The organism is Brumimicrobium aurantiacum, assembly GCF_003402975.1.
GTDB lineage: Bacteria > Bacteroidota > Bacteroidia > Flavobacteriales_D > Crocinitomicaceae > Brumimicrobium > Brumimicrobium aurantiacum.
Window position 1 is genome coordinate 47,333 of sequence record NZ_QURB01000001.1, and the last position, 16,903, is coordinate 64,235.

Sequence of the window (16,903 nt, forward strand, 5' to 3'; positions counted from 1 at the left end):
TTTCTTTAAAACAGACTTTACTCACTGCAATGCACTAAGTAAAGTCTGTAGTATTTTAGAATAGTTGGTTTAGAACAAGATGTCGATGTTCGCAGAAACGATAGTATCATTTGATTCAACCAAGTCAAGGTTTAATCTCCAGTCACCCGTCATTGTAAAGTTTACTTCTCCTTGGTAATAACCATTACCTTGATTTGATGGAGAAATATTATTTGGTGAACCATGTCCCATTGAAGTCATTTGTGGACCCATTTCCATTGTAAAGTTATCCATTGGAACATAAGACATCATAGATTCATTCTTGTGTACCATGAACGAAACATCGTTCATTCCAACAGCCCAATCATTAGGTTTAACTAAAGAAACAATATAGCTTTCACCATCTGTTCCTGTGTAAGAACCTACATATTTTGTATTAGCAGGACTATCATTTACTTCTATGTCAAAAGTTACACTTTCTCCATTTGCCATTACATCCAGTGTCCAACTATTCATTCCTGATGGCATTGTAAAAATGACCATTCCTTCATAGTATTTAGAAGTTGAGTTATAATTAGGTTGTTCCAAAGGACTACTGTGTTGCATCATTCCCATGTCCATCATTGGCATCAATTCAACAGTTGCATTTGAAACGGCATCACCATTTAAATCTTTTACTTTAACATAGATTGGCGTATAACCAACTTCAATCATTTCAGAATCAGCATACAATTCGATTATCAAATCATTTGCAGCGTTTTCACTATCAATTAATTTATATTGTTCGGCTGGAGTAGAACCTCCATTTGAAGAATCTTCTGATGTATTTTTTTCTTCATCTTTTTTACAGGATACAAATAGGAACGAACTCATTAACGAGAATAAAAATATTTTTTTCATTTTAAACTTTTAAAATAATGTAAAGTATAACCAAACGCACTATAAATTTAATTTGCGTCGATTACGATTTTTAATAATATTAATTGACCATTTAGAGCAGTACAAAACTACTTTAAACAGAATGGTTAAACATTAAATAAAAAGTTGTGGGGGATGAAAAATGTTAGACTGAACACCTTCGGTAAGCTTATTTTTGTAATAGAAAGAATTATCAAGTTCAACAGCAAAACCTTTTTCATGTTTTACTTCGAATTTTAGTTCTTTCACAAAAAGAATGATTTCAGGAGTAGTTTGAATTTCTTTATTCTGTTTTTTCTCCTCGTTTTCGGCCAATTGATCTGCAAGGTGACATTTACCATTACATTTCATTTTTGGTTTATCTTTATTTTCACAATAAAGCTCCGTAAAACGTTCAATATCCATAACATACTCAACAAAAATACCGAGTTGATTAAATGAATAACTCAATATAATTGTCAAAAGCGATATGGATATCAATCTTTGCATTGAAACGCAAAGATAAGACAAAAGTCAGAATTCACTTAAAAAATCAACGTATTAACTTAAAACAGTTAATACAGTTCTTCCTTTCATCTTACCTTGTAACATTAACTCAAGTTTACGATCAATCTCATTAAATTTAATTTCATTACAGCGTTCCTCTAGTTCGTATGGTTTTCATTCATCTGATAGCTTTCTCCAAACCTCTTTCCTGTATTTCATTGGATAGTTTTGAGAATCAATTCCTATTAAATTAATACCTCTTAAGATAAAAGGGAACACGGTTAACTCTAATTTTGGTGAAGCAACGTTTCCACAACTTGTTACCACTCCCAAAGAATTTGTTGATTTAATGATATTTTCTAAAATAACTCCTCCTACCGTATCAATTGCTCCAGCAAACAATGGTTTCAATAATGGCTTTTTAGCAAAGTCTTCTACCTCCTTTCTTGACATAATCTCTTTTGCACCCAAAGCATAAAGGTAATCTTGTTCAGTTTCCTTTCCACTTATTGCAATTACAGAATAACCTAAACAACTTAAAAGTGCGACACTTAATGCGCCAACACCACCTGTCGCACCAGAAACAACAATTTTACCGGCGTCAGGCTGTATGAACTCACTCAATCTCAACACTGACATACCAGCAGTTAATCCTGCTGTACCTATAATCATGGCTTCTTTCATAGACATTTTAGTAGGAAGTTTTACAACCAAATCACCAGGAACATAAACATATTCAGCGAAGCCACCATCCGTATTCATTCCTAAGTCATAACTTGTAACGATGACTTCTTCTCCAACATTAAATTCATCATTATTAGATTCCTCGATTACACCTACAGCATCGATTCCTGGGGTATGAGGAAAATTTCTTGTCACCCCTTTATTTCCTGAAGCGGATAATGCATCTTTATAGTTTAAAGAACTGAAATGTATTTTAATAAGCACCTCATTATTTTCTAAGGCTCTAAATTTCAATTCTTTTACTTCTCCTACAAATTGATCGTTTATGTTTTCAACGCGATATGCTCTAAAAGTCTTGTTGTTACCTTTCATGTGAATTTGTTTTAAATGTTTACTTTCATACAAACACATAAATAAAAACACTGCTAATCAATACCTTACAAAAAGTTCTAAAATGAACATTTTGTGCTGTTTTTAGTATTTACACCGTTTAAACTGAAGAAAAAAAATGAAAAAAAGTTACTGTCCGATCGATACATTTATCAATGTGGTGAAAGGAAAAAGGAAAGCAACAATTATTTTGCATCTTTTTCAAGGTGATAAAAGGTATAGTGAATTAGCAAAATTATTAACAGATATCAGTGAACGTATGCTTTCGAAACAACTGAAAGAATTAGAAGCTGATGGATTAATTACAAGAACAGTATTCCCTGAGGTACCTCCTAGAGTAGAATATAGTTTATCAGATCTTGGGACAGAAATACATCCAGTTTTAAAATCGATGTTTAAAGGAGGTATTTTATTTGAAAAGTCAATCGACGAAGTTGATGGTTAACCTTTTGTACTCAAAGGTCACCATCAATTCATTTGTTTAAATAAAACTACTGTCGAACCTTTCAAAGTGACACGTATAACCATTTGGATGCTTTTGCAAGTAATCTTGGTGCTCTGGTTCAGCAGCCCAAAATGGTGAAAATGGCTCTAAAGTGGTCGCTACTTCACCTTCCCATTTATTTGAATCATTCACAATCTTGATTACCTTTTTGGCTATTTCTAGTTCTTCCTCGTTTTGATAAAAAATAGCTGAGCGATAACTAGATCCAATATCATTTCCTTGTCTGTCAACAGTTGTAGGATTATGTATTCTAAAGAAGTAATCCAATATTTCTTCAAATGAAGTTTGTGTTGCATCATAAGAAATTTCAATACCTTCAGCGTGTCCAGGATGATTTCTATAAGTAGGATTCTGATTCTCCCCTCCTATATAACCAACTTCTGTGTCAACAATACCTGGACGAACACGAAATAATTCTTCCATTCCCCAAAAACAACCTCCTGCTATATATGCTTTCTTTATATTCTCCATTTGATCACAATCTTTTTACGATTTTACAAAAAATTCTTGAAAATACTTAACACAAAGCAGCTTAGAATTGTTTAAAAATTGAAACAGTCCCCATTGCTGAGATTCAAAGAAACACTATAAAAATAAATAAGACAATATCATTTTTGCAAACGTTCCTTTCTCAACATCCGACTCCTCACCATAGTGTTCCCTAATACCCCGACAATAATCAAGAGCATTCCTGCAATGGCATAAAGAGAAATGACTTCATCAAATAAGAAAAGTCCCAAGACAAAAGCATAGATGGAACCTAGATATTTGAAAGGAGTTACTGTTGCGGTATTGGCCAAGTGTAAAGATTTAGCCGCAAAGATTTGTGCAATATGCGTAAATACACCAATCACCAAAATGATTCCCCATTCTTTTCCTTGTGGAACAACATAATCAAAAGCGGTGAGAATAGCCATTACTGGAATTGCGATGATCGGAAAATAAAACACTACAGTTATCGGAGCATCAGTTGTACGGCATTTTGCAATTGCATTATACGCCATTCCAGCAAAAGCTGCAGAAAATACACCAACCACAATCCACCAAGGATCAATTTGAGAAATCTGAGCTTCTTCACTTAAAGATTTAGAAAAACTAATGCATACAATTCCTAAAAATGCCAAGAGAAAAAAGAGTCCTTGTATTGGTTTTACTTTCTCTTTCAATATAAATATAGCCAACAAAACGGTAAAAATAGGACTTAAATACTGTATTGTAGCTGCAATTGCAATGGGTAAATTATTTAAGGTGTAAAAATACAAGGTTAGCGCAATGGTTCCTGAAATTCCTCTAATCACCAGCCACTTCTTGTTATTACCCAAAAGCGGAAGACCTTTTTGTTTAATTACCGCTAAACAAATCGAAAATGTTATGATGGATCTAAATAGGATTATCTCAGGGATTGGGTATTTTTGTAAACCGGATATGATTTCTTGATCTGGACCTTGTCCAAGAATTTTCACGAGGACATTTACTATAATGTAACAAAGTCCAGACAAAATCATATAAAGTATTCCCTTATTCATGGGCGCAAAGATATAATTAGAGTTAACAGAGAAATGGCAAAAGAGAATTATTCAACCGAATTTTATAACCAACAAATAGCAAAGCTAAGTGTAGAAGAGAAAAAATATACCCAACGTGCTAGAATATGGGTTGTAGTTAGGCTACTTTCGTTTTTATCGATTGGTATCTTGGCTTATTTCACATATCCTTATGGTGGATATTCGGCATTAGGAATTATCGCTACAGTTGTTTTGTTTTTAGTTTTTGTTAGAAAAAGTGCTGAAAACAAAGAGCAATTAAATTACATCAAAGCATTAATTGAGATTAACGAAAATGAAATTAAAGGAAGTCAACATGATTTTTCGAGCTTCGATAATGGTCAAGAATATATCGATCCACAGCACCCGTTTAGTTATGACATGGATGTTTTTGGAGACAGTAGTTTTTTTCAATTGTTCAATAGAACTGTAACAAAGAAAGGTGAAAAAGCACTGGTTAATCGTCTTTTAAATGGTGTTGAAAATCCTTCAAAAAGTGCTGAAGCTGTTGACGAATTAACTAATAAAAAAGAATGGTATCAAGGGTATTTAGCGCACGGAAGAACTTTAGAAAAAGAAGCAACGGAGGTGAGTATAGAAGAGTTGGTCAAAGAAAAACATCCTTCAAAGTCATGGATGAAAGCTTTGATATTCATTTATCCAGTTGTCGCTTTACTTTTGAGTATTGCCTATTTGAATGATTTTATTTCTGGTTTGTATTTTTCAATAGGATTCATTCTTTTATTTATTCCTGTTCGTCAGTCTTTAAAAACAACAAACGCCTTACATCAATCACTTTCGAAAGTTGGACAAAGAATTGAAGCCATGCGCAATCAGTTAACCATCATGGAAAAAGAGGATTTTACTTCTGAATTAATGACTGAATACAAGAAGAAGTTATTTCATACTGACAAAAATGCAAAACAAGGCTTAACAGAACTTTCGAAGCTTGTGAAGAATGCCGAATACAGAAATAACATTTTGGTGGCTATTCTATTAAACTTTTATTTGGCTTGGGATTTTAGATTGTTGATCAAAATGGAGCAATGGAATAACAATTATTCATCACAAGTACAAGAATGGGAAAAGATTGTCTATGAAATGGAAGCATTAATCAGTGGAGCAAATTACAGATATAATTTCAAGAAGTTCACTACTACGCCAAAATTACATTCTGACTTAAAAGGAGCAATCACTTTAACTCAGCTCGGTCATCCAATAATTCCAACAAGGAAACTGGTTCGCAACGATTTCAATCTATCCTCTGCAGAACAGTTTGCAATTGTTACAGGACCTAACATGGCAGGAAAAAGTACTTTTTTAAGAAGTATAGGAATAAATTTAATGATTGCAAGAGCTGGTTTTCATGTCATGGCAGAAAAATTTGAGTTTCCAGATATGAAATTGTATTCAAGTATGCGTACAAGTGATGATTTGAAAGATGAAACCTCATATTTCCATGCAGAATTATTGCGTTTAAGATTTATTGTTGACGCCATTGAAAGAGGGGAAAAAGTGTTTATCATTCTTGATGAAATTTTAAAAGGAACAAATTCTAAAGACAAAGAAGAAGGTTCTGCACGTTTCCTTCAAAAACTTAATCAATTAGAAGCGAGAGGAATTATTGCAACTCATGATTTATCATTAACTCAGTTGGCAAATGTGTATACAAGTGTGATCAACAAGTATTTTGATACGGAAATTAATGGTGATGATATTTCCTTTGATTATTGTATTCGTAACGGAGTGGCAAAAAACATGAATGCAAGCTTCTTACTCCGTAAAATGGGACTTATAGACAATTAAAATTTCAAAAACATTGAATTTATGCCAATTTGTCTACAAATTAGAATTGGCAAAAAGTTTGATAAATTCGAGTTGAACATTTATATTTATAAACTGTTTAAAAAATAGAATAGAAAATAACCATATAAAAAAGAGAAAATGGCAGTAGAAATAACAGATGCAAATTTTGACGAAGTAGTAATGAAATCAGACAAACCAGTTTTAATTGATTTCTGGGCAGAATGGTGTGGACCATGTAGATTAATCGGGCCAATTATCGACGAAATGCACGGTGAATATGACGGTAAAGCAATCGTTGGTAAGGTTGATGTAGATGCAAATCCTGGAGTATCGGCTAAGTTTGGTGTACGTAATATCCCAACAGTATTATTCATTAAAGATGGTGAAGTTGCTGACAAATCAATCGGAGCTGTTCCTAAAGAACAATTAACGGGAAAATTAGATGCTATTTTGTAAGCATTAATCTAGATATTATAAAAAAATCCTCGTTGTCAATAACGAGGATTTTTTTTGTCTTAAACTTTTTTGGAAAACCTTTTTATTCAACTGTCTGGGAGAACAAAACAATTTCATTATCGCTATTGATGGTAATGTCATAAGCAGTACATGTTGACAATTCGAAAGTGTCAGAAATTTGTTCATTTTCAATGGTCCCATTTAAAATTGTTGTTCCAACAGAATACACCTTTTCAGAAGAAATAGTTCCTTTTTCCAATTCTGTTATAGAAACAACATCCCCATTCGAAGCTGTAATTTGAAGATTTGCTGTTGACGTTCCGTTATTTGCAATTCTCGCCAAAGGATCATCATCATTACATTTTGAACAGCTTGTGAGCCCTAAAGCAGCTAATCCTAAAACACCAAGTAGCAATTTATTTTTTTTCATCTGATTATAATTCATGTTTACACTCTAAATATACTACAATTGATAATAATGCCAATCAATTTTCACGGATGAAAACTATTATAAAAATTGAATCATTTAAAAAGTGACAGTTAAGTTTAGTTCTAAAAATAGGATTCAAATATTACTCCTTAAACTAAATATAGTTTCCTTCAACCCTTCTTTTATATTTAGCATTTTTTAAGTAATTTCGAGCACAATATGAAACTAAAGCTTTTCTTCCTTTCATTTATATTTTTGTTAGCGTTTCAATCACAGGCACATGAATTTTATTTTTCATTTGCAGAAATGCAATACAATGATAGCGCTAAAAAATTTGAAATATCATTAGAAGTGACTGGACATGATTTCGAGGCTTATCTTAAAGACAAAGAAATCAATATTCCGAAATTAGAAGATTGTAAAGACAATCCTATTTACCTCAACATCATTCAAAATGAAATTAAAGAAGGATTTAAAATTCTAGTTGAAGACCGTGAAATCACTTTAAACATTGTTGGGATGGATATTAATGACAATGATCAAGTTGTTTTCTTCCTTACTTCTTCAAAGATTGAAAAACCTGAAAATATAGATATTCAATATAATTTATTGATGGACTTTTTTCCTTTACAACAAAATAAGCTTACCTTATTCACACCTGAAGGAAAGAAATTTGTCACTTTTATCAATACTCGTTTTAATAGAACCGTTGCACTATGAGAAATATAATTACAGTTGTTTTAGCATTCAGTACACTTTTTGTTTTTGGTCAGGGACATGTTAATCCTGAAAACATTAACAAAAATAAGTTTAGACAACTTAAACAAGAATTACCAACTCCTAATGTATACAGAACTGCAGCTGGAGCGCCAGGACATGAATATTATCAACAACGTGCAAATTACAAAATTGAAATTGAGCTTAACGATGAAAAACAAAGCATAGAAGGTAAAGAAAGAATTACCTATGAAAACAATTCTCCAGACCAATTAGAATATTTATGGTTGCAATTGGATCAGAATGTTCGTGCAATGGATTCTGATTCTAAACTGATTCGTGTTGAGCGCATGGAGGATTTCAATACCTTATCAAAGGTTCATAAAAAAATGTTTGAGTTTGATGGTGGATATAAAATTGAATCCATTAAAGCTACGAATGGCGAGGACATGGAATACGCAATCAACAAGACAATGTTGCGTATTGATTTGGAAGAACCACTTCAACCTGGAAAAACAATCAGTTTTGATCTAAAATGGTGGTATAACATCAACGACAGAATGAAAATTGGTGGTCGTGCTGGCTACGAATACTTTCCGGAAGATGATAACTACCTTTATACAATTGCGAAATTCTTCCCAAGAATGTGTGTTTACAACGATGTGGAAGGCTGGCAAAACAAACAATTTTTAGGACGAGGAGAATTTTCTTTACCCTTTGGAGACTATGATGTTAAAATCAAAGTTCCAAGCGACCATGTGGTAACTGCTACTGGTGTTTTACAAAATGAGTCACAAGTTTTATCTAGTAAACAAAGAGAGCGTTTAGCAAAAGCTAAAGAAGACTTTTCAAAGCCTACACTCATTATCACTCAGGATGAAGCTACCGAAAATGAAAAAAGTAGAGCTAAATCAAAAAAAACATGGCATTTCGAAGCTGAAAACGTAAGAGATTTTGCTTTTGCTTCCTCTAGAAAATTCATTTGGGATGTTATGCCGGTTAAAATTGAAGACAAAACAGTTTTGGCGATGTCACTTTACCCAAAAGAAGGAAACCCATTATGGGAGCAATATTCAACTGAAGTTGTAGCACATACCTTAGAAGTCTACTCTGACCATACAATTCCTTATCCTTACCCCGTTGCTATTTCAGTTCACGCAGCATCTATTGGAATGGAATATCCAATGATTTGTTTCAATTTTGGACGACCAGAAAAAGACGGAACCTATTCTCCAAGGGTAAAATATGGAATGATGTCAGTGATTATTCACGAAGTTGGACATAACTTTTTCCCAATGATCATTAATTCAGACGAACGTCAATGGACATGGATGGATGAAGGATTAAATACATTTTTACAATATGTAGCTGAACAAAAGTGGGAACGCAATTACCCGTCACGAAGAGGACCAGCTTACATGATTAGCGATTATATGGGTGGAGACAAAGAATTTATTTCTCCGATTATGACCAATTCAGAATCTATATGGCAGTTTGGAGACAACGCTTATGGTAAACCAGCAACAGCTTTAAACATTCTTCGAGAAACCATAATGGGAAGAGAACTTTTTGATTACGCATTCAAAGTTTATGCAACTCGTTGGGCCTTTAAACATCCAACACCAGCCGATTTCTTTAGAACAATGGAAGACGCTTCTGGAGTTGATTTAGATTGGTTTTGGAGAGGTTGGTTCTACTCTACCGATCATGTAGATATCTCAATGACTGATGTAAAATGGTTTCAATTGAATACAGGAGATCCATCAATTGAAAAACAATGGATGAAAGAACAAAAAGAAAGCAAGTCGCAATTTATTGGTGACATCAGAAATAATGCAGACACGAATAAAACACGTCTAGAAAGAAAACCAGAGTTGTCAGATTATTATAATGAAAAAGATGAATACGCCATTGAACCAGCAGACAGGCAAGATTTTGATGCCTTACAGAAAAATTTAAGTCAAAAGGACATCGATTTATTAAATAGCGGATTACACTTTTATGAATTGAACTTTGAAAACAAAGGAGGTTTAGTTATGCCTTTAATTATTCAAGCGAAGTTTGTTGACGGAACAGACAAAGTAATTCGCATTCCTGCTGAAATTTGGAGAAGACACAACTACAAAACTTCAAAAGTATTGTATTTTGAAAAAGAGGTTGTAGGATTTACTTTAGATCCATTTTTAGAAACAGCAGACACCGATTTGAGTAACAACAGTTGGCCAAGAAAGGTGGAACCGACGCGTTTTAGGTTATTCCAAGAGCAAAAGATGAAGGAAAACCCTATGCAAAGAAGTAAACGCTAGGTTTCGGTACATCTTCGTAATATTTCGGCATTAGATGAGATGTTCTTTTAATACACCTCCACACTGTTTCTGTACTAAAAGTGAAGTGTTATCAATACATTCATTTGTTATCGCTTAACCAAACAGTTTTTAAACTTCCTAATGTTTAAAGAAATCTTAAGCAAAGGACAAACTGGTTGCACCTTGATAAACGCATTAATTACAGTAGGTTGAAACCCATAGCAATCCCCCCCTTTAAACAACAACCACTTTTACGGCACCTTCAATTTCTAACTCCTCACCTTTTCTAATTTTGGCTCTTTTACGAGTTTCTACTTCTCCAGCTCTTACAACTCCTCCATCTTCGACAATCATCTTTGCATGACCACCTGTTTGGGCAATGGTAAGTGCTTTTAAGAGTTGAATTAATTCTATGTATTCTCCTTCAAGGTTAAATTCTATTGTTTCCATAATATGGGTTTAAAAAATGCCGTTCCAATGGTGTTGAAACGGCATTTAATGTTTAATAAGTTAGTCTATATTTTTGGTAAGATTACTTCACTCCGTGCATTAATTTCTTTAACACTGGATTAAGTAATGCAATCAATACACCAGCAATAACTGGAATTGCAGTAAAGATCAAGAAGAATGTAGATAAACTGTGTTCTGCTTGAATTTCTTCAACCATTCCCCCTAATGAGGCTGCTGTTTTATTTCCAATTGCAATGGCTAAATACCACATACCGAACATCAAGGCAATCATTCTTGCAGGAACCAATTTACTCACATAAGACAATCCTACTGGAGATAAACAAAGCTCTCCAATTGTGTGGAATAAATATGCTAATACAAGCCAAACCATACTCACTTTAACCATTCCTGCTTCAGCTCCTGCTGGAATAAAGCTTGAACCATAAGCCAAAATTGCAAAACCAACCCCAACAAGGATTAATCCTAATGAATATTTCATTGCTGCAGAAGGATTGTATTTACTTTCCCACCATTTAGAGAAGAAGGAAGCAAAAGCAATAATAAAGAAGGAGTTCAAGATACTGAACCATGAAACAGTTATTTCAACTTCATTATCCTTGATTTCTGTAACTTCTCCTGAAACAATTTGTGAATGTAAGCCTTCCTCTTCGTAATCTAAAGCAAGTGTATTCTCCTTTTGTTCATCCAGATATTGATATTTACCAAGCTCCAAGTGTGCCGCAACAGGATCACCAACCTTTAAATCATCACTTGATGAAATTTTCAATGTTTGGGTTGTTATTACCTCACCTTCCTGTAACGGACGAGCTTCTGTGATTGGAACAAATTCCTTTATCATTTCTCCATCAACTTCGTTTTCTATTTCTACAGCTTGATAAGCCACTTCATACGATTTAGTTGAGAAATCTCTTACTAACATCCAAACTACAACACCCCAAACTAAAGCAAAACAAAGTGCTAAAGTGATATTACTTCCTGGTATTTTCTTAAAAGACCTTTTGTTTAATAGGTACAATACCCAAGTAATAATCATCAATGGAATTACTGTCAACAAGGTATTGATAATGTTAAAAATCAAGGCAGAATTACCTGTAAGCACACGATCTGTATAATCTCTGGCGAAAATCACCATTGAAGTTGCCGCTTGCTCGAAAGGAATAAAAAACAATACGGTAAAGAATGCAAAGATAATTACCGCAATCATTCTATCACGCACTACTTTTTCATAACGAATAATACGCGTGATAATCAAATACAAGAAAAGAATTACACCTGCGATAATAATCACAAGGTCTCCTGAAAGCGTGTCTTTTGAAAGTAAGAATTCTTCTGGTAAAAGATTAACTCCTCCAATTTTTGAAACAGGATCATTAATCAAGTATAACAATCCAATGATCGCCGTAACAACGATTAAAACTTTATCAACAACAGTAAATTTATTCTCTTTGTAATCTTTAACTTCAGTAGCTTTTTCTTCTTTTGTTTGACGAATAGGTTTTCCTCCAATTTTACCAAACAATGGCTTAGCCAATAAGAATTGAATTGTACCAAACAACATAAATACTCCCGCAAGTCCGAATCCCCATGACCAACCTACACGTTCTGCAAGGTAACCACAAAGCATCATTCCAAAGAATGCACCTGCATTAACTCCCATATAGAAAATGGTATAAGCACCATCTTTCTTTTCGGGAAGGTAAGTGTACATTTCAGAGATGATGGAGGTAATGTTTGGCTTAAAGAAACCTGTACCTAAAACCAACAAAGCAAGTCCCATGTATAATGAAAACTCTGTTTCGAAAGCCATGGAAGCGTGTCCTAAAGTCATGATCACACAACCAATTAAAACAGCAACACGGTAACCTGTGAATTTATCAGCAATTACACCTCCCAAAATTGGTGTTAGGTAAAGTAAACCGGCATAAGTACCGAATAAAGCACCAGCATTTTCTGCTGACCATTCCCAACCTGGGTTACTTCCAATTACTGCCATAGTTAGGAAGTTAATTAACAAGACCCTCATTCCATAGAAAGAGAATCGCTCCCACATTTCTGTAAAGAAAAGGACGAATAACCCTGCTGGGTGACCTAAAACCTTACTTTTAAAGAACTCATCATGTTGAGATCTATCAACTGCTTCTGCCATAATTATTTATTCAAGTTATTAATTAATATCTTCATCAGCTATGTCATAGCCTTCTTGTTCTAATTTTTCAATCTCTTTATCCTCTGCTCCATGCGTAAGTTTTTTCAGTCGTTTGATTAAAATAATCAATAAAAGTCCAAAACTAACAGTAAAAATTGTCAACCACATGAAAGTATTAAACTCTTGTTCGTTTTGCTCTTCTTCCAAAACAAAAGAAACATTGTAGTTTTTTCCATCACCTTTATTTGCTAGGTCTTTTGCATATTCACCATCTTTTTCAAATACAAGGCGTGCATGATATGGATTTTCTTGTGTTACTTTATTTTCTTCTAAAGTGTTCTTTAATTCATCTACTCTTTCTCCTTTGAGATCAAAAACTGAATTAAGGTCCTTTTGTGTTTCATATTCAGTAAAAGCCAATTGATTTCCTTCAAGGTATACATTACTCTTGATTTCAAAAGTCTTGTCTTCGTTAATACGGTAATCAACCACTTCTACGACCTTATTCTTATCATTTTTCACTTCCATTGTATCCTTTTCCATGAAAGTGATTAGCTCACCTTTTTCAGCAACTACAACACCTTCATATGGAGACAACTGAGAAGATTCACCGATACTTCCTGCCAATTTATTACCAAATCCAGTCGCTGCAAAGTAAACTCCCATCATTATAGAAGCATATTTTAGCGGAGCCAATTTCGTTATAAATGAAAGTGAAACAGGAGATGTAGACAACTCTCCAATTGTGTGGAATAAATAAGCTAGGAAAATCCAGAACATTGCTGCTTTTCCAAAAGTTTCAGAACTTGCTTCTTGAGAAGCGAACATCATAAAGATATATCCCAATCCCATGATGATCGTACCAACAGCCATTTTAAATAGAGATGATGACTCACGTCCTTTTTTCTTCCACCATACCCAGAAAGCACCAATTGCAGTACCGAATATAATAATATACGCAGCGTTTAATGATTGGAATACAGCAGCTGGAATTTCTTTCATCCAACTCAATCCAGTAGTTCGGTCAATTTTCGTATCAGTATAAAGGTTCATTAACCCTCCAGCTTGTTCAAAAGCACCCCAGAATACGATAACAATTAAGAAAGAAATCAATAAAACAATTACTCTGTCTTTTTCTATCTTCGTTAATGGACGTTTTGCCGCTTCTTTTTCAGCTTCACTCACTTTGTCTCCTCCGCTGAATTCACCAACACCTACTAGGTATTTTTGACCCCACATATAAACTGCTTGACCTAATAACATTCCTATTCCAGCAAGTCCAAATCCATAGTGCCATCCATAGTAATAAGCAACTAAACCAACTGTAATACTTGCTAAGAAAGCACCGATATTAATACCGATATAGAAAATAGTAAATCCACTATCTCTTCTGATGTCTCCTTCTTCATAAAGTCCACCAACCATAGTAGAAATATTAGGTTTTAATCCACCAACTCCTAAAATGATAAGAGTTAACCCTGTAAAGAAAGCCCAATCTTGAGGAATTGCCATTACACCATGACCTAAACATAATAAAAGACCACCATATAATACAGTTTTCTTCTGACCGAGGAATTTATCTGCAATCCATCCACCAGGAATAGAAGCGACATAAACCAACATTGTATACCATCCATATAACCAAATAGCATCTTTACTACTCCATCCCAAACCTGGATCTACAGCTGAAGCGGATGCCGCAATATATAAAGTAAGAATTCCTCTCATTCCATAATAAGAGAAACGTTCCCACATTTCTGTAAAAAACAAAATGAACAACCCCATTGGATGTCCCATAAACTCCTTTTTGACACTTGAATCTAAACTCATACTTGTTTTTTCGTTAGTATTTGGATCGTGAAAATAATTAAATTTTTTGAGCCTTAACTAAAATACGTTAAAATTAGTTCGATGTGTCAAACAGTCAATTTTCGAGATCCTTATATAGACAACACTTTACTTAACAAAAAGACAGATATGAAACAGTTGTTAAATTGGTGTTAACTCATGGTTAAAAACCTATTTCACCGTCTATACCTTTCGCTTATTGTCAATCGACAAAATTCTTTAATTTTACAAGTTGTATAATCCAAATAAATCAAAATATGTTTAAGTTAATACTTCCTTTAATTGCACTTTCAATTCTATTCTCGTGTCAAGAAAATACAGGACAAGATCAAGTTCAAGTTCAATCAAATTCTGACCAAGAAAATAATGAAACTCAAAAAATCACCAATCACAGCTACAGTAAATTAGACGAAGTAAAAACAACTCATTTAAATTTGGAATTAACACTAAATATGAATGATCGTGTGATTGATGGTGTTGCCCGACATGAAGTGAAAAACAACGGTTTTGAAAAAGCATATTTTGACGTTAAAAACCTGAATATTTCAAAAGTTACAACAGGTAAAAAAGGAGAAGAAAAAGAAGTTCAGTTTGAAATTGGAGAAAGTGATACTTTGCTTGGAGCACCTTTGTCTATTAACATCAATAAAACAGATGAATTGATTAACATTTACTACTCGACAAATCCAGATGCAGAAGCACTTGGTTGGTTAGATCCTGAACTTACAGGAAGTGGTAAATTCCCATTTCTTTACACACAAGGTCAAGCCATATTAACACGTTCTTGGATTCCTGTTCAAGATACTCCAGAAAACAGAATTACTTATTCGGCAAAGGTTAAAGCACCAAAAGGAATTTTACCATTAATGAGTGCGACAAATCCAACAGAATTGAACGACTCGGGAGTTTATACTTATGAAATGCAACAAGCGATTCCATGTTATTTACTGGCACTAACTGCAGGAGAACTTGAATATCGTCAATTAAGTCACAACAGCGGAGTTTACGCAGAACCTCACTTGATTGATGCATCAGCAAAAGAGTTTAAAGACATTCCGAAAATGATTGATGCAGCCGAAGGATTATATGGTAAGTATGCATGGGACGTTTATGATGTTTTAGTATTGCCTTACTCTTTCCCATTTGGTGGAATGGAAAACCCTAGATTAACTTTCTTAACGCCTACATTGATTGCCGGTGATGGAAGTTTGGTGAGTACAGTTGCGCATGAATTGGCTCACTCTTGGTCAGGGAACCTAGTTACCAATTCAACATGGGATGATTTCTGGTTGAATGAAGGATTCACGGTATATTTTGAAAACAGAATCATGGAGAAAGTATATGGTGAGGAAGTGGCGAAAATGTTAGCCATTATCGAATACCAAGAGTTACAGAACACTGTTCAACAAATGGAAGAGGAAGGAAGAGCTGAAGACACACACTTAAAGCTTGACCTAGACGAAAGAAATCCTGATGATGGAATGACGGACATAGCCTATGTAAAAGGAGCGTTTTTCTTAAAAACATTGGAAAGAGAAGTTGGAAGAGAAAAATTTGACCAATTCATCAATGATTATTTTAACGCTTATAAATTTGAGACATTAACAACAGAGGATTTCTTAAAATATTTAGAGACTAATTTACTAGAGCCAAACAATGTCGAATTCAATACTGAAGAATGGATTTATGGTGCAGGAATTCCAGATAATGTTGTTCAAATTGAATCCGATAGATTAGCAAAAGTCCAAGCGCTTTCTAAAGTAATTAAAAACGGAGAATCTTTACCAAAAGATTTAAAAAGAGAGGACAAAACAACACAAGAATGGATGGCATTTATTCGTGGATTCGAAGGAGAGTTAAGTGTAGAAAAAATGGAGGCCATTGATGCACAATTAAACTTCAAAAACAGCGGTAATTCTGAAATCATGACAGAATGGTTTGTACTTGGAATTAAAAACGATTACAAAGCACTTCGTCCAGAAATCAAAGCATTTTTAAAGAAAGTTGGAAGAAGAAAATTCTTAGAACCAATTTACACGACACTTATCCAAACCGAAGAAAATCATGAATGGGCAAAAGAGGTTTATAGCGAAGCTAGACCTTTTTACCATGCAATTTCCTTTAATACTGTTGATGAGATTTTGGGAGTTGAGTATTAGGTTGTTTTTATATATTGTAGAAACGTACGGCCGCGCTTCTACAATATATAAAAAAAGC

At 34.0% G+C, this 16,903-nt stretch carries 15 protein-coding genes; 6 read left to right on the top strand and 9 right to left on the bottom strand.

Going from position 1 to position 16,903, the window contains the following annotated elements; all coding sequences use genetic code 11:
• Positions 1-69: 69 nt before the first annotated feature.
• From DXU93_RS00220 to DXU93_RS00230, 3 genes are all read right to left on the bottom strand, one after another.
• Complete coding sequence (locus DXU93_RS00220) at positions 70-879, bottom strand: FixH family protein (RefSeq protein ID WP_116879236.1); 810 nt, start codon at positions 877-879, stop codon at positions 70-72.
• A 132-nt stretch (positions 880-1,011) separates the two neighbouring features.
• Complete coding sequence (locus DXU93_RS00225) at positions 1,012-1,386, bottom strand: hypothetical protein (RefSeq protein ID WP_123776003.1); 375 nt, start codon at positions 1,384-1,386, stop codon at positions 1,012-1,014.
• A 171-nt stretch (positions 1,387-1,557) separates the two neighbouring features.
• Positions 1,558-2,439 (bottom strand): YhdH/YhfP family quinone oxidoreductase, encoded by an 882-nt coding sequence (locus DXU93_RS00230; protein WP_240623396.1) that lies wholly within the window; start codon positions 2,437-2,439, stop codon positions 1,558-1,560.
• Between the two features lie 136 nt (positions 2,440-2,575).
• Here DXU93_RS00230 and DXU93_RS00235 point away from each other — a divergent pair, with 136 nt between their 5' ends.
• Positions 2,576-2,902 carry a winged helix-turn-helix transcriptional regulator gene (locus tag DXU93_RS00235; RefSeq protein WP_116879238.1) on the top strand — a complete coding sequence of 109 codons (327 nt, stop codon included), beginning with the start codon at positions 2,576-2,578 and terminating at the stop codon, positions 2,900-2,902.
• Between the two features lie 36 nt (positions 2,903-2,938).
• On the opposite strand, the gene msrA is transcribed toward DXU93_RS00235, so the two are convergent.
• Both msrA and DXU93_RS00245 read right to left on the bottom strand, forming a co-directional pair.
• Positions 2,939-3,433 (bottom strand): peptide-methionine (S)-S-oxide reductase MsrA, encoded by a 495-nt coding sequence (gene msrA / locus DXU93_RS00240; protein ID WP_116879239.1) that lies wholly within the window; start codon positions 3,431-3,433, stop codon positions 2,939-2,941.
• A gap of 137 nt (positions 3,434-3,570) precedes the next feature.
• On the bottom strand, positions 3,571-4,488 hold the full coding sequence (locus DXU93_RS00245) for a DMT family transporter (RefSeq protein WP_116879240.1): 918 nt from the start codon (positions 4,486-4,488) through the stop codon (positions 3,571-3,573).
• A gap of 33 nt (positions 4,489-4,521) precedes the next feature.
• Between DXU93_RS00245 and DXU93_RS00250 the strand changes: the two genes are divergently transcribed.
• Positions 4,522-6,312: a MutS-related protein gene (locus DXU93_RS00250; RefSeq protein ID WP_116879241.1), complete on the top strand. Its 1,791-nt coding sequence runs from the start codon at positions 4,522-4,524 to the stop codon at positions 6,310-6,312.
• Between the two features lie 138 nt (positions 6,313-6,450).
• Positions 6,451-6,768, top strand: a complete 318-nt coding sequence (gene trxA, locus DXU93_RS00255) for a thioredoxin (RefSeq protein WP_116879242.1) — start codon at positions 6,451-6,453, stop codon at positions 6,766-6,768.
• An 82-nt stretch (positions 6,769-6,850) separates the two neighbouring features.
• Here trxA and DXU93_RS00260 read toward each other — a convergent pair whose 3' ends face one another.
• A complete protein-coding gene (locus DXU93_RS00260; protein WP_123776004.1) occupies positions 6,851-7,198 on the bottom strand; it encodes a hypothetical protein in 348 nt (115 codons plus the stop codon).
• A 219-nt stretch (positions 7,199-7,417) separates the two neighbouring features.
• On the opposite strand from DXU93_RS00260, the gene DXU93_RS00265 reads away from it, so the two are divergent.
• A complete protein-coding gene (locus DXU93_RS00265; protein ID WP_116879244.1) occupies positions 7,418-7,918 on the top strand; it encodes a DUF6702 family protein in 501 nt (166 codons plus the stop codon).
• Positions 7,915-10,221, top strand: a complete 2,307-nt coding sequence (locus DXU93_RS00270; protein ID WP_116879245.1) for a M1 family metallopeptidase — start codon at positions 7,915-7,917, stop codon at positions 10,219-10,221. The genes DXU93_RS00265 and DXU93_RS00270 overlap by 4 nt, the downstream gene beginning before the upstream one ends.
• Positions 10,222-10,455: 234 nt before the next feature.
• On the opposite strand, the gene DXU93_RS00275 is transcribed toward DXU93_RS00270, so the two are convergent.
• The 3 genes from DXU93_RS00275 to DXU93_RS00285 form a co-directional block, all read right to left on the bottom strand.
• Positions 10,456-10,671 (bottom strand): RNA-binding S4 domain-containing protein, encoded by a 216-nt coding sequence (locus tag DXU93_RS00275; RefSeq protein ID WP_116879246.1) that lies wholly within the window; start codon positions 10,669-10,671, stop codon positions 10,456-10,458.
• Between the two features lie 82 nt (positions 10,672-10,753).
• Positions 10,754-12,838 carry a peptide MFS transporter gene (locus DXU93_RS00280; protein ID WP_116879247.1) on the bottom strand — a complete coding sequence of 695 codons (2,085 nt, stop codon included), beginning with the start codon at positions 12,836-12,838 and terminating at the stop codon, positions 10,754-10,756.
• Between the two features lie 18 nt (positions 12,839-12,856).
• The gene (locus tag DXU93_RS00285; protein ID WP_116879248.1) at positions 12,857-14,668 is read right to left on the bottom strand and encodes a peptide MFS transporter; all 1,812 of its coding nucleotides are present in this window, start codon (positions 14,666-14,668) and stop codon (positions 12,857-12,859) included.
• Positions 14,669-14,943: 275 nt separating this feature from the next.
• Between DXU93_RS00285 and DXU93_RS00290 the strand changes: the two genes are divergently transcribed.
• Entirely contained in the window at positions 14,944-16,845 is a 1,902-nt protein-coding gene (locus tag DXU93_RS00290; RefSeq protein ID WP_116879249.1) for a M1 family metallopeptidase, read from the top strand.
• Positions 16,846-16,903 lie beyond the last annotated feature (58 nt).